This is a genomic window from Sporolactobacillus mangiferae (assembly GCF_023336505.1).
Lineage (GTDB): Bacteria > Bacillota > Bacilli > Bacillales > Sporolactobacillaceae > Sporolactobacillus > Sporolactobacillus mangiferae.
Genome location: NZ_JAMAST010000002.1, coordinates 296,653 through 311,978 on the forward strand (window position 1 = coordinate 296,653; position 15,326 = coordinate 311,978).

A 15,326-nucleotide genomic window follows, 5' to 3' on the forward strand; every position below is an offset into this window, starting at 1 on the left:
CATCCTCCTTAGTCGCGAAGCTGCTTCCCGGTAATCTCAAGAAAAACATCGTTAAGGGTCGGCAGTTCGGAATAGATGCGCCCGAACCCGATCTGCCTCTTCTTTAGAAAATCTAGCACGATCTCCAGATTATTGGACCCTTTGCCGGATTTGATATACAGCTGTCTGTCAATATGCTCGACAGAAACGATTCCGGGAAGCGTGCGTAGTTGCGACAGCTGTTCCTCATTAATGGAAAAGACTTCAACAGTGATCTTCTCTCCAAGCGTAATCATCGCTTTCAGTTCTTCCTTTGTTCCCGAAGCGATCACACGTCCCTTGTCCATAATGACAATTCGGGAACAAATCTGTTCAACTTCCTCCATGTAGTGAGAAGTATAGACAATGGTCACTCCCTGCTCGTTCAGCCGTTCAATCCCTTCCAGAATTTTATTGCGACTTTGCGGATCGACGGCAACCGTCGGTTCATCAAGGAAAATCAGCTTTGGCTTATGCGCAATACCGCAGGCGATATTCAAGCGGCGCAGCAGTCCGCCACTCAGCTTTTTCGGATAGAATTTACGGAAATCGTCAAGTTCAACAAAATGAATGGCTTCTTCCACAAGGTGTCTGCGTTCCTCCCTGTTTCGAATATAAAGGCCGCAAAAATAGTCAATATTCTCATAAACAGTCAGTTCCTCAAAAACGGCCACATTCTGCATGACGACACCAATCTTGCGCTTAAGGTCATAAGCGTCGGGAGCCATTGTTTTGCCAAAAATCTCAACTTCTCCCTTATCGAAGCTTAGTAATGATAAAATACAATTGATCGCCGTACTCTTGCCCGATCCGTTCGGACCCAGCAGGCCAAAAATCTCGCCTTCACGGACATCCAGAGAAAGATGATCTAATGCGACGAGCTCGCCGTACCTTTTCACAAGATTTTTCACGTGGATCATTGATTGACCAGCTCCTTTCCATCTGTACCCATTGTATCTTCTGTTGCAGGATACCATCAGTGCCGCCAATCATCGATTGACATGACAATTGTCATTATTTAAAGCCCTGATTGTCCAAAAGTTAAAAAAATGGTTAAATAAAAGCATCAATGCATTGAATCGGAGAGGGCTGGCTATGAGTCTGCTGATTGATAAATTTATTTTGCTGGTATGCTGTTCAGCCGTATACCTCACCGGTGAATCATTTACAAATCATGTCGTGCCCATACTGCTGGCAATCATTTTCACGTCCCTGCTGAGTTACTTTGAGCAGGAGCGCATGCGCATGCTTCTGGTCGGATTGTTTCTTATTCTGGGGATGTTTCTTCCGTGGTTGTGCATCTTTTTGCCGCTTATCTGCTATGAATTGTTTTTTTCTAAAAAACAATCGGTCAGCCTGCTCGGTCTGCTCCCACTGTCGCTGTTTTGGCCGAGTGCCGAGGTACAGGTCAAAGTTTCGATTTGTACACTGCTGCTGCTAAGCGCCTGTCTGAAATATCGAACACTGACTTTTGAGCACTTAAAACGTAAGTACTATCAATTAAGAGACACAACGAAAGAAATGGCGCTGCAATTGAAGCAACAGAATCAGAACCTGCTTATGCAGCAGGATGCGGAAATAAAGATGGCCACTTTAGGTGAGCGCAACCGCATTGCCAGAGAAATTCACGACAATGTCGGCCATCTGCTCTCACGTGCGCTGCTGCAGATCGGCGCGCTCGTCACCGTCAATCATCGGGGGCAAACCAGAGACGCGCTCGCCGCACTTAAAGATACACTTTCTGAAGCTATGGGCAGTATTCGTTCAAGTGTCCATGACCTTCATGATGATTCTATTGACCTTCATGCTCAGCTCACAGATCTTGTGCGTAAATTCACATTCTGCCCCGTCAGCTTCGATTATTCCATTGAGCATGCACCCCGGGGAAAATTAACTTACGCATTGATTTCAATTGTCAAAGAAGCCCTGTCCAATATTGCCCGGCATTCGGATGCTACGCTTGCGAAAGTTGTCCTGCGCGAACATCCGGCCTTTTATCAGCTGGTCATTGCTGATAACGGTCATGTCCGCAATCCAGATCTCGATCACGGAATTGGAATCAAAAATATGAAAGAGCGAACTGAGGCTTTTCACGGACATATAAATATCGAAATAAAAAATGGTTTTGAACTCTTCATCACGGTTCCTAAGGAGGGGTATAAATGATCAGCGTACTTATTGTCGATGATGACCGGCTTGTCTCTTCCTCATTAAAAACTATCCTTGAAGCCGATCCTTTGATTCATGTGGCAGGCACCGGAGAATCCGGACGGCAGGCGCTTGTGCTCTATCGAAAGCTCCGTCCGGATCTCCTGCTCATGGATATCCGCATGGACGCAATGACGGGCCTCGAAGCTGCGTCCATACTTCTTCCCGAGGATCCGCAGGCGAAAATCCTGTTCCTGACCACCTTCTCTGATGATGAATACATTATTGAGGCATTGAGAATTGGCGCAAAAGGATATATTTTAAAACAGAACTTTGAAAGTATTGTTCCTGCCTTAAAAGCCGTATACAGCGGACAGCGTGTTTTCGGTGATGCCATTGTCAGTAAAATTCCTGCGTTAATCAAACAGACAGGACAACCGAATTACGAACCGTTTGATCTCAGCAAACGTGAAATTACGATTATTGAACAGGTTGCGAGCGGCCGGTCGAATCGGGAAATTGCCCAACAGCTCTTTCTCAGCGAGGGAACGGTGCGTAATTATATCAGTTCGATTCTTGAGAAACTGGAGCTGCGTGATCGTACTCAGCTTGCCATTTTCTATTACAGGCATCAGTAAGCAGATTAGAAAGCTTGGCTTTGCCAAGCTTCTGGCGAAGGCAAAGACCGTAGTTGCACTTATACTATAATCTGCTGAATTTTAAACTTTCTTTATACGAAAAACCGGGCATTGCCCGGTCCTTACTTCCGCACGATGCAGTGGCTTCCACGTTGTGCACAGGACTTTCCACAGGATGTGATGGCTTTCGCGTTGCATACAGGACGTACTTTCACAGGACGTGATGGCTTTCGCGTTGCATACAGGACGTATGCGCCCTTAGCGAAAGTTCCTTATAGTTATTAAAAAAGTTCCTTACATTAGTGGAAGTTCCTTTTCAACCAGCGAAAGTTCCTTATAGTTATTGAAAATTCCCTTACATTAGTGGAAGTTCCTTTTACGCTGTAATCGAACTGGGTTCGTGTCTCTACAATACTGAATCGAGGCTTCAGTTGCTCGCCTGCCGCGGGCGGGCAGATCAGGATCGGGTCCGCATCAGCAACTGGAACAGTCACGCAGGAAGATGCTGAAATAACTCAAGGATTTAATGCCTTCTGCATGCCTGACTAGTTACTAAATCATTTCCATGTGTACCCTGCTTCCCCGTCCTGACGGAATTGCCGGAGTCACGATTAATTTGCGCGGCAACCGGTCACGCATCTCAGGAACATGGCTGATGACGCCGATCGCCAGTCGATGCATATGCAGTTTTTCGAGCGCTGTAACGACCATATCCAGAAGATCCGGGTCCAGAGATCCAAATCCCTCATCCAGAAAGAAAAATTGAAGCGGGACATGCCCACGCAGCTGAATCTGCTCCGAAAGGGACAGAGCCAGTGCGAGCGATGTTAGAAACGTTTCTCCTCCTGACAATGAGGAGACAGGACGTTTGATGCCGCCGTTCCCATTGTCTCGAATGATAAACCCGCCCTGCGCATCCACTTCGAGTACATAGCGGCCGTGCGTCAGTTCTCCAAGACGCTTGGAAGCTGCTGCACATACTTGCTGAAGCTGCTCCTGTGCGACAAATTCGACAAAAGCATTGCCACGAAAAATGCGCTGAAGTTTTTCAAACTGATCAAATGTTTTTTGATTTTTCTTGCGTTCGGACTCAAGCTGAAGAAATAATTGATGATTTTTCTCACGATTTTCCCGCTCTTTGACCGCAGCACCAAATGCCTCAGTCAGTGACTGAACCTTCATTTTCAGCGTTGTCCATTGTTGTGTTATTTTTTCCAGCACTTCCTGTGTCACTTGCCGTCCGGCAAGCTTTCCATCAAGCGAACGGATCTCAGAAGTTAATTTTTCTGTCTGTTCTTCATAGAGGCTGAGCGCACGCTTCATCGCATTTCGGCTACTCTCATCCAGATGAGCATGGGCAACCTGCTCACGCTCATCAAACTGAGATGTTTCCAATCGCTTTTCCCATTTTTCCAGTGCGATTTGCTGTGCATGCTCGGCACGTGATACACGATCAGAAGCATTGGCAAAACTTTTGTCAATCTGATGAAAGCGTTCAAGCAGTGCGTGTGCATGCTGATCGGCCTGCACATACTCGTTTTTCAGACGCTCCCTTTCCTGTTCTGTTTCGCGTACCCGTAGCTTCAACTCTTCTCGTTCATCTAATCCGAGTTTCTGCATCCGGAGACGCCATTGCTGTATCGATTTCTTTAATGAATCGGTTCGGCCGTGCAGCTCACTCAACTGACTGTCCAAGGTGCGCAGCTGCTCGCGATCTCGATCTGCCTTGAGTTCCAGCGGCTTCAATTGATCTTTCAAAGTCTGAATGCTTCGCTGCAGCAGCTCCGTTTTCTCATCGGATGCACGAATCACCTGGTCCTCCTGCGCCATCTGTTCAAAAGTCGGATAAAAAACTTCCTTCCATTGACGCAACCTTTTCTCAAATTCATGCTTTTTTTCCACCGCCTGAATCTGCAGCGCATTCATTTTTTCCTGATCCATGTCCGCCTGTGCCTTGACCTTCGAATACTCCGTTTCATTTTTCCTCATGTCTTCCAGCAATCGGCTGAGCTGCTCACCGATTCGCAGCTGTTCCTGCTTCTGTTCCTTCACCATTCGGTTAATGCGGCTGAGTGGCTCCTGAATGCCGGATGCTGCCCATTGAGTAAAATCGGCTGAGATCTCCTGATCTACTTTGCTTTCATTTTTTATATGCATTGCAGACTCTGGAAACATGCTGGCCTGCTGCTCCATCTGTGCAATCAGGAGACTCTCTTTTTGAATCTGGTCCAGCAAGGACTCAGAGGCATGCTGATAAGCATTCTGTCTGTCCTTTACTTCATTTTCAGTAATCGATAGATCGGCGGCAGCAGGATTCGGGTGGTCAAGCGCGCCACAAACCGGACACGGCTCACCGTCATGGAGTGCTTCAGCCAATTGCAAAGCAATTTTATGCCGGTTCATTTCTTCATACCGTTGATCCATTTTTTTATTTTGCATATCAATAAACGTCTGCAACGCGCCGCTCATACGGTTCGTTTCAATGGCCTGATTATAAATGAACTGATGTTGTCTGAAGAGTGTGCAGGCTTTTTCATTCATTGCCGTCCGCGCCTGCTCAAGCTCGTTTATTATCTGTTGGCAGCTTCGCCATGCATCACGAAGTGTCTTCCATTCTCCGCGCTTTTCTTCAAGATAACGCTCCAGAAGATCAATTTCTTTTTTCTCAGCAAGCGCTTGCTGAACACGCGCGCGATCCTGACTGTTTATACTGTACTGGGCCAGCATCCGTTCTTCATGCTCCAAATCCGCCTTCAGCTTGCCAAGCTGTGCCTGTTCCTGATCGGCCAACGCCAGAATGTGTTTCTGTTTCGCTGTTAACTCGGTTTGCTTCGCATTCTGCTCTATGAACAGCGCTTGTTCATTTTTCAACTGTGCCTGAATGGATATCCCCTGAATCAGACGCTGTTTTTCTGCCTCAAGTTCAGGTTCGCGTTGATCTCTGGCATGCTTCGCTTGTTCTCCTGCTTCCCGGGCGGCAGCCAGCTGCTCCTGCGCATGTGCCCGCTCGGTGATCTGCGCATTGTATGTATCTTTTGCTTCATGTGCTTCCTTTTCCGCATCAATCAGTGTCTCCATATATGGGATCAGCTTGTCAGCCGCTTCATCCAGTTTCAGCTTATCTTTTATAGCCTGGTATTTCATATCTTCCTGCTGCAGCTTTTGCAGTGCCCGCGCCTTCGCTTCCTTATCCTCAGTGAGCCCGCGGATCATTTCGTAATCGAGTTTTATTGTCTCGGTTTTCGCAAATGTTTCCCGGACGGAGCGGAGCTGACGTTCAATTTCCATACAATGCGCCCGCGCTTCCAGAACGGCCTGCTCTGATGCATCCCCAAGCATCGCCTGTTTTTCAGTAATGATCTCCAGTGCGTGTTTCCGTTCTTCAGCTGCCTCTTTCAGTTTTGTGCCAAGCTCATCTCCGTATTTTTCAAGATGAAACAGCCGCTGAAGCATTTGGCGGCGCTCACTGCCTTTCAAAGTCAGAAATTCAGCAAATTTCCCTTGCGGCAAAACAACCGCACGTGTGAAGTCATCATGGGTCAGTCCAAGGATCTCCTGAACTGAACGTGTCAGATCACGTTCTTTGTCCGCAATCACTTGGCGGCCTTTCCCAAATTTTAATAAACGGCAGCTGGCGAGGCGCAGACCGCCGTCCTTTGTTCTTTTATAGCTGCGTTCCGCGCGGTAACGTACAGGCTGGACACCGGAAAGTTCGAAGGTAAAACCAACTGACATCTGATCCTCAAGCTGATTCAGTATGCCATTTATATGATTTGCCGCACGCTCAACTGTTCCATACAGTGCCAGCGTGATCCCGTCAAGAACGGTTGATTTTCCGCTTCCCGTCGGCCCGAAAATACCAAACAGTCCGTCCGCGCACAGCGTTTCAAAATCAATGACCTGCTCCTCGCGAAAACTGTTCAACCCTTTTATTGTTAACTCAATCGGTTTCATGTTCTGCCCTCCCCGCCGCCGCTTCTCGTACCGATTCTTCTTCACTGATCAATCGCATAAACAAACGAACGAGTTCAGTGTCTGGTTCAGCGCCCGCGGTTTGTTTTTTGTAAAATCGAATGAAGAGCTCATCAATTGGCAAATGAGTTCGCATCGGCTCGACTGCCATATCATTATTTTCTTTGTAAACGGGCCGGATAGTAACAATACGCGGTCTCGCCTTGCGCAGCATCTGAATGTCATGCATGCTCATGGCATCATCAAGACGGATTTCAAGATCGATCCATGCCTCCGAATCACGTTGCTCATCGATCCACTGGCGGACCTGATTCATTCCACGATCCGCATGCCAGCGAACAAGCGGGCGACCGGATTTAAGCTCAATTTCACGAATTGAGCATTGCTGCTCCGGCGAAACATCGATAATCGTCACTGACTTGGACGAACCAGCTTCTGAAAAGCTGTAGGCAAGCGGAGAGCCAGCATAGCGTACCGGTACGGATGTGTTTTTTAATGTTTGCGGACGGTGAAGATGCCCAAGCGCAACATATTGAGCCTTGGGTGGAAAGATATTCGGATGAACGGTATAAGCGCCGCCTACCTGAATCGGCCGTTCGGAATCGGATTCTTTTCCCCCTGCGGCAAAAAGATGCGTCATTAATAGATTAACAGCCTCTTTTTCAAAAGAACGGGCATGCCAGTTGAAAAGTTCGGCGAGCCGGTCATTATATGCCAACTTGATCAGTTCCTCATCATTTACTGTACTCAGGCATTCGTTTAATCTGGATTCAGAAGGATAAGGAACACAGCTTAGTACAAGCTTTTCATTCTGACTCAAAACCGGTACGGTCACCGGCTGGCTGACAGGCTTGCCAATGATGGTGATCCCCTGTCTGCCGGCCAGCGGACCAGGCGCCTCCAGACGTTCGGGACTGTCATGGTTGCCGGCAATCACCAGCACTGGCCGCCTCCCGCCTGATGACAGTCGCTGTGCCGTCTCATAAAACAGCGCCTCACTGGATGCCGGTGGATTCACCGTGTCAAACACATCACCGGCCATTAAAATCACATCCACCCTTTCATCGTCGGCGATCGCGCAAAGTTCGTCCATCACCTGCTCCTGCTCTTCTTCACGTGAACGTCCTTCCAGTCTGCGCCCCAGATGCCAGTCAGCAGTATGAAGCAGTCGCATCATTCGTTTCCCCTTTCAGTCAGATCGACAAGACAGTCAATGTCAAAAGCATAGAGCAGAACACGTGCAATTTTTCGCTTCCATATTTTCTCGACGGCACGCCGATAAAGATTCAGCTGGATATGATACCGGCGTTTCAATTCAGCTGCCGCAGCTGCCTGATCTTGGAAGCGGCGGGACAGGCGGTCGGTTTTATAGTCAAGCAATATCAATCCTTCGGGATCTTCAATAATACAGTCAATGACCCCCTGCACAAGCACCATCTCGGATTGCTCCGCTTTATTCCATGACGGATAAACCTCGTTTGCCGAAAGCGCGAGACTGAACGGACATTCTCGAATCACCTTGCTCGCTGCCAGCATCTTTTGTCCGGCCGGTGATTGAAAAAATCGCATAACGGCCGGATAGTCAAGGCTTTCTTCCTGTGCGGCTGTGATGATTTCTTTTTCGACCAGAGTTACCCCCTGCTCCTTCAGCTGCCGTGCTGTGGCGGTTTTTTTCAAATCAAGATGCTGCATCAGTAAATGCAGCGCCGTACCGCGTTCAGCCGCCGAAAGTGAGCCATGCTGAAGAAACTGTGGTCGCTCACTGCCAATGAAATGCCAGCGTTCCGAATCGCGAAGCAATCGATCATCTGTTCCATCGCTGAAATAATCCTGCTGCACTTTTAACTCAGTAACTGTTTGCTTTGCCATTGATCCGGCAGCAGGCGCATACGGATACTGCCAGTTGAGCCGGGCAACCACTTCATCCTGCATTCCGGAATGTGAGGTAACCGGTTTTCCCTGCTTCACCTGAACGAACCGCCCATCATCGATCTTTCGCTTTGATTCGGTTGCACCCGCAAGCATGGAAGCCGCAATCCTTTGTACGGTCCACAACGAAGGATCGCCGGAAACCGCTGTCCGATCAGGCTTTTCCCCCAATAATTGATGAAGTGTATCGGATGAAGCGTGACGTGCAACAGACGGAAGCACCCAGTCGAAAAAACTGCTGGCGGAAGCGCGAAGATCATCGGGAAGCAGCCAGTCATGCTCGTGCAGCAGCATGCTGAATGGATTCATCTGTTTTTTCGCATCCTTAACCGTGCCGATCAGAATCAGTTTTTCTTTCGCGCGTGTCACGGCGACGTACAGAATACGCAGTTCTTCAGAGACCGCATCCGCCCTCATCCGCTCTTTAATCGCAAGATATGGCAGCGTCGGTACACTGGCTCTTAATTCCGAATTGATCCATTTCGTACCGAAGCCAAGATCTTTGTGGAGCAGTGCGGCTGCCGTTGTGTCACGCATATTGAAACGCCTGTTCATACCTGCAACAAACACAACCGGAAACTCCAGCCCCTTGCTCTTGTGAATGGTCATGATTCGAACGACATCCGCCTGCTCGCTCAATTCACGCGCTTCGCCCAAATCACCACCGTTCTCTCGCATACGCTCAATAAAGCGAAGAAAGCGGAACAGTCCTCGGAATGCGGTTTTCTCGTATTGCCTTGCACGGTCATAAAAAGCTTTGAGATTTGCCTGTCGCTGCGTACCACCGATCAGACCGCCAGCATAATCGTAGTAGCCGGTATCGCGATAAATTTGCCAGATGAGTTCAGCTACCGAATGAGTTCTGGAGAATTCACGCCATTCATTGATTTTCGAAAGAAATAAAGACAGTTTTTTCACGGATTCATGGTTGCCGTCCCGAACGAAGCGGTTCAGTGCCTGATAAAAGCTCGCTTCACGGTCGGCCATACGAATAGACGCGAGTGTATCCGCATGCACGCCAAGAATCGGTGAACGCAGCACAGCTGCAAGCGGTATATCCTGATCCGGGTTATCAATCACCTGAAGCAGTGCAAGCATGACCGAGACTTCTACCGTATCGAAATAGCCTCTGGTCAATTCTGCATAAGCAGGTATCCCGCGAATACCAAGTACATCCTTGATAACTGGGGCCGACGTGCTGGAAGAGCGGAGAAGGATCGCCATGTCACGATATCGGATCGGACGCATTTGTTTCAGTTCCCGGTCATACACCTGAAATGCGGGAGAAGAACCGTCACCAATCATTGCCTGAATTCGATCCGCAACAGCTTCCGCCTCCAGTTCTGCCGTCTCCATCTCGCCCGATTCCGCCGCATCCTCTCCCTCAGAGCCTGTCCGGTCAATCAGTTCCAGATCTACCGTCCGTTCCTCATTAGGATATTGGGCGCCGCAGCGCAATTCAGCGGCAGCATCATAATTCACGCCCCCGACCGTTTCATCCATTGTCTGTCTGAAAAGAAAGTTTACCGCGTCAATGACTTCCTGCCTGCTTCGGAAGTTGTTTGACAGATCAATGACCTGTCCCGGTGAATCAGGCTGTAAAAATGTTTTGTATTTCTCGACAAACAGGCCCGGTTCTGCCAGGCGAAAGCCGTAAATGCTCTGCTTGACATCGCCGACCATAAATCGATTGCCGCCATCCGCACTGTCTCTGGAGATCAGATTTAGGATGGCTTCCTGAACGCGGTTTGTATCCTGATATTCATCGACCATTACTTCTTGAAAACGTGCGCGGAACTGTTCCGCAACAACAGACGGCTGTTCCCATTCAGGAGATGCATCCGGTCCGCGAAGAACAGCCAGACACTCATGTTCAAGATCGGAAAAGTCGAGCACGGCCCGCCGCCTTTTCTCTGCCTTAAATCTTTTTGCAAAGGTTTTGACCAGTTCCGTGATCAACTGTACAGACGGTGCCATGTCATTTAAATCGCGCATGGCTTCCTCAGAAGAATGCGAAAACCACTGACCTTGCAGTTCAGCAAATTTTTTCTTGATTTTATCACGCATTTTCTTAACCTGTTCCTTAAGTTCCGTGTCAACCGATTTGTCACGGATCGCTTTCAGTTTGCCGAATGTCATGGCGCGGAAAGCTGATCGAATCGCCTCCCATTCTGTGCTGACCGATGATTGAATCTGCATCAGCACACGCAATTCATTCGTTAACATATCGGCATAAGCATCCGGCCCACCTGGCACATGACACAAGGCCAGCACTTTCTGATAGACGCGTACGGCTTCAGAAATAAATCGGGCCAGTGACCGTTTCAAATCGTTCATCCATTCAAAATGATCAATGGAATCCGTTCCCTCTGTCTTATAGGATTCGGAAATATGGTCCAGCCAATCATCCGGCCAGGGATGGCTCATGGAAAATTCATAAACGTTAAGCAGCATATGGCTCAATGCATCATCGTTTCGATCATTCGAGTAACGGTCAACAAGTCGGTAAAATTCAGGATTATTTGAAGCATAATAATCTTCAAGCAGGTTTTCAAGGACCTCCTCGCGTAGAAGGGCGGCCTCCGTTTCATCAAGCAGCCGAAACGCAGGATCCAGGTCAAGAAAATAGTAATATTGTTTCACAACGGACATGCAAAAAGCGTGCAGTGTCATAATGGACGCTTTGCCGAGCAGGCTTTGCTGACGGCGAAGAAACAGATTTTCGGGTTCCTTTTCCAGACACTCGTCAAGTGCACGCCCGATGCGCTCCCGCATTTCCGCGGCAGCTGCTTTGGTAAACGTAACGACCAGCAGATCATCAATATTTGTCCTCTGCAGCGGGTCCGTCACTTTTCGGATCATGCGTTCAACAAGTACCGCCGTTTTCCCCGAACCGGCCGCGGCAGCAACCAGCAGATCGTGGCCGCTTTCGGTAATCGCCCGCCATTGCGCGTCCGTCCATTGCCGCTCATTCTGTTTCATGTTCATCGGTCTTCGCCCCCAATTCCGCCACTTTCTTCAGAACGTTCTCGTCACTCATTTTCTTCAGCAGACGGTACTGGTTTCCGGGCTGTGACTGATCAAATCTGCAAACCGGACGGAATGAACAATGGGCGCACGGTACCTGTCCGTCAAACTTATATGGCGCAATCGTCACGTCTCCGTCAATAATCCGGCAGCCTGTCTCAGTCATGATCTGGCGAGTGTAGTGCCGAAGTGTCTCAAATTCTTCTTTCCCGGCAAGTGATGAATTTTTATAAAATTCACCATTCTTTTTAACACCGAACGGAGCAATTTCCGACTGGCCGCCATTCGCACTTTGATCGGTTAAACGCAGTGCCTCTTCATCCTGGAGCAGCAGGCCTTTCATTTTAAATCGTTTATAAAGTTCATGCTCCAGCTCATCTTCAGGCAGCCGTTCATCGAGATTCAGCACCGGGTTATGCACATGAAAATAGAGAACGCCTGCCGGATCAGCCTCGGCACCGAGCCATTGTCTTGAATAAGTAATGATCACATCAAGATAAGTCAGCATCTGAAGTGCGAGCCCGTAATATACTTCCGAGAGATTCAGATTTTTCGCGCCTGATTTATAATCAATCACTCTCAGCAGCAACCGTCCCTGATCATCGCGTGCACGGTCAACACGATCAATACGCCCGACAACTTCCATTCGCGCGCCGCCCTTTAAAGGGAATTCAAGCGCCGGAAGCGGTGCGCCCGGTCCGAAAGGAAGTTCCAGACTGACCGGTGAAAATCCGCTCAATTGGGCATGGCGGCGCATTACGCGGGCAACTCTTGCGACCACTTGCGTCAATTTGTGCTGCATGTACCGATAACGATTGGAGCTGGTTAAAATTTGCCGCTGCAAACGCGGGGCAAGATCATTAACGGTGTCAGCAGCCAATCGATCGCATTCTTCCGGAGACAGATCCTGCCAATTCCGTTTTGTATGCATGACCTGCGCAGTCATTCGTTTAATTGCCAAATGAAACAGTTGCCCAATGTCCGGCGCCGACAATTGAAAAACATCGCGTTCGTTAAGCTTTAACCCATACGCAGCAAACTGCGAAAAAGGACAGGAAACGAATTTTTCCATGCGCGACACACTGGTCTGAATCGTCTCTCCATACAACGCACGTGCTGATCCAAGACTCAGTTGTTCATCATTCCGTGCAAACAGGCTCGATATTGCCATTTGTGACGCATGTCCCCATTCGCGATGAGCGATAAACCAGTTATACGCATCCCACCATAATTCAGCGATCGGGTAACCGCTCCGCCATTCGCGAAGCTGTGCGGCAAGGAGACCGATTGTTTTTTGCGGTGCGCTGATCAGAGCGAGCTGCTCCAATTCCCTCAAACTTCGCGTCTCTCCGGGTGTCTGTCTCAGCACAAGATCAGGAAACAGCCGCTTGAGCCACATAATCAGCGGAGATGGGCGCAGTGATTCACCATCTTCCGAAGCAAGTGGAAAAGAAAGATGAATTCCATTTTTCGCTAAAGTCAGTGCGCGGTAGATCAGCTCGTTCTCAATGGACATCTGTTCCGTTTCACCGGCTCCGACGGTCATTCCTGTATCCTGAAGCAACTCGCGGTCTTTGCCCGAAAGCAAACCATGTTCTGAAAGTTTGGCCGGCAGAACGCCCTCGTTCACCCCGAGCAGGAACACATGCCTGATTTCCGTGGAACGTATCCGGTCCAGGCTCCCGATCAACACCTGGTCCAGTGCCGGAGGGACCATGGCAAACTCCAGGGCATCCAGACCGGCATCCATAATACTGATAAACAGATCCAGATTTATCCGCTCCTCGCCGGAAGCCTCGACACATTGATCCAGTAACTCAATCAATGCTTTCCAGACCTGACCGTGTTCCTTTGCTTCTGTCAGACGATTTTTCCGTTCATCACGCAAGGCCATCCGCTCCAGCTTTTCCGGTACGGCGGATGCAACCAGAAAGTCGTAGAGCGCCGTGCATTGTTCAGCAACCGTTACGGCCCCTCTCAGCTGCCCCTCCAGTGCGGCAAGCGGTTCAGCAACGATCATTCTGTACTTATTAATTAATCGTTCTGTTTTCATTTCCTCTGCCGATTGTTCTCTGTTTATTTCTTCAAGACCACGGTAAATTTGAAAATGCCACGGTTCGCCGTCCGTCCATTTTTTTCCATAAAAACCGTGTGCAATTATATAATTTTCCAATCGATTCAGGCCGTCGTGCGCTTCGTCCATATCCGCTTCAAGCGGAATCAGAAAATCTGTTTTAACGCAGCGAAACAGCGGTTCATACCGCCAGTTCTGCTGAATGGTTTCCAGAGCAGAGCGGATAAATTCGATCAGCGGATGGTGTTTCATCGGCATTTTCTGATCAATAAAGAAAGGAATTTGATAGTCTTCAAAAATAGTGACCAGTAAATCGTAGTAGTCATCCAGATTTCGGACGAGTACCGTCATGTCGCGAAATCGGCTGTCTCCGGACCGGGCATAGGCAATCAGCCTGCGTGCCGTCTGCTCCACTTCTTCCCGCCGATTTGCCGCTTCGGTACATGTTACGCCTTCAGTCTGGCCGCTTTTTTTCAATGGATATTGTCCAAAATGACCGATTAAATGCGTCAGTGCCGGAGCATCCGGTCTCAGAATCTGCTTTTTGACATGCACGGCCTCAATTGAAAGGCCGTCCAGCTCCGCGCGCTCTTTCAATTGCAGAAAAAGCATGGCGGAGTGCCGGAATACAGAATACTCATCCGGCGCATGTTCATAGGCTTGATCTGTACTTAACAGAATCGTCACGCGTCTGCATTGCTCCATAAGCCGTTCGGCAATCAGCATTTCCTGCGGTGTCATCGTTTGAAAACCGTCAATCCATACCTCTGCTTCTTTTAAAAAATCAGCATGATCCATACGTTCTGCCATCAAATTTAAATAGTCTTCGCTGTCAATATATTTTCCTTCCAATGCCTGTGAAAAAGATTGATAGATTAATGATAAATCATGCAGCTTGTCCCGCAGAAGCTGCTGTTCTGCATCATCGCCCGATAAATGCCGAATCTCATCCGCAATCTCTTCAGGTTCAAGGCGGAAGCGTTTAAATTCAATAAGCGTATCACTGAGCAGATCATAAAAACCGTTCTGCCGCGATGCTTTCTGAAACAGTCGGAGCTCTCCCTTTTTCTGTTCAACAATTTTTCGCAGAAGCATGGAAATGCCGGTTGCATTCAGATGTTTGCGCGTCGCCCCGCCCGCCTGCTGCAGCACGCGCAACGCAAGTCTTGGCAAGCTGTACACATTCAGGCGTGTCATTCCGCCTAATCCGGGCGTAGTGGCCAGCGCATATTCCATACTGAACGTCATATGCTCCGGTACTAAATAAATCAGCGGCGTCCCGTTCGGATTTTCGCGAAGACGGTCACGGATTTCTGCCAGTGCACCAGCGGTTTTCCCTGTTCCCGGCCGTCCCAATACAAATCGTACCGACATAACTCTCCCCCCGATGTCCTACCGGTAAAGGTCCTTAATAGTGTCTTAATTATAACATAGACAGAACATCAGTTCTTTTACAGAACGCCCAATTTATTTCGTACAATGAAGCAAAAACCGCGGACGTTCATTCATCCGCGGTTTTT

Annotated in this window: 7 protein-coding genes; 2 read left to right on the forward strand and 5 right to left on the reverse strand. The window is 48.8% G+C overall.

Annotated elements, in window-relative coordinates:
- Positions 1-8: 8 nt before the first annotated feature.
- Positions 9-938, reverse strand: coding sequence for an ABC transporter ATP-binding protein (locus tag M3N64_RS03780; protein WP_249098259.1), 930 nt, complete (start codon positions 936-938; stop codon positions 9-11).
- A 175-nt stretch (positions 939-1,113) separates the two neighbouring features.
- Between M3N64_RS03780 and M3N64_RS03785 the strand changes: the two genes are divergently transcribed.
- Positions 1,114-2,184 (forward strand): sensor histidine kinase, encoded by a 1,071-nt coding sequence (locus tag M3N64_RS03785; RefSeq protein ID WP_249098262.1) that lies wholly within the window; start codon positions 1,114-1,116, stop codon positions 2,182-2,184.
- Positions 2,181-2,804, forward strand: a complete 624-nt coding sequence (locus M3N64_RS03790) for a response regulator transcription factor (protein WP_249098266.1) — start codon at positions 2,181-2,183, stop codon at positions 2,802-2,804. The genes M3N64_RS03785 and M3N64_RS03790 overlap by 4 nt, the downstream gene beginning before the upstream one ends.
- 552 nt (positions 2,805-3,356) lie before the next feature.
- On the opposite strand, the gene M3N64_RS03795 is transcribed toward M3N64_RS03790, so the two are convergent.
- The 4 genes from M3N64_RS03795 to addB are packed head-to-tail and all read right to left on the reverse strand — an operon-like array spanning position 3,357 to position 15,180.
- Positions 3,357-6,758, reverse strand: a complete 3,402-nt coding sequence (locus M3N64_RS03795) for an AAA family ATPase (protein WP_249098269.1) — start codon at positions 6,756-6,758, stop codon at positions 3,357-3,359.
- Positions 6,745-7,950 (reverse strand): exonuclease SbcCD subunit D, encoded by a 1,206-nt coding sequence (locus M3N64_RS03800; RefSeq protein WP_249098576.1) that lies wholly within the window; start codon positions 7,948-7,950, stop codon positions 6,745-6,747. The genes M3N64_RS03795 and M3N64_RS03800 overlap by 14 nt, the downstream gene beginning before the upstream one ends.
- Positions 7,950-11,693, reverse strand: coding sequence for a helicase-exonuclease AddAB subunit AddA (gene addA, locus M3N64_RS03805; RefSeq protein WP_249098270.1), 3,744 nt, complete (start codon positions 11,691-11,693; stop codon positions 7,950-7,952). Before addA ends, M3N64_RS03800 begins: the two co-directional genes overlap by 1 nt.
- Complete coding sequence (gene addB / locus M3N64_RS03810; RefSeq protein ID WP_249098273.1) at positions 11,674-15,180, reverse strand: helicase-exonuclease AddAB subunit AddB; 3,507 nt, start codon at positions 15,178-15,180, stop codon at positions 11,674-11,676. Before addB ends, addA begins: the two co-directional genes overlap by 20 nt.
- Between the last annotated feature and the right edge of the window lie 146 nt (positions 15,181-15,326).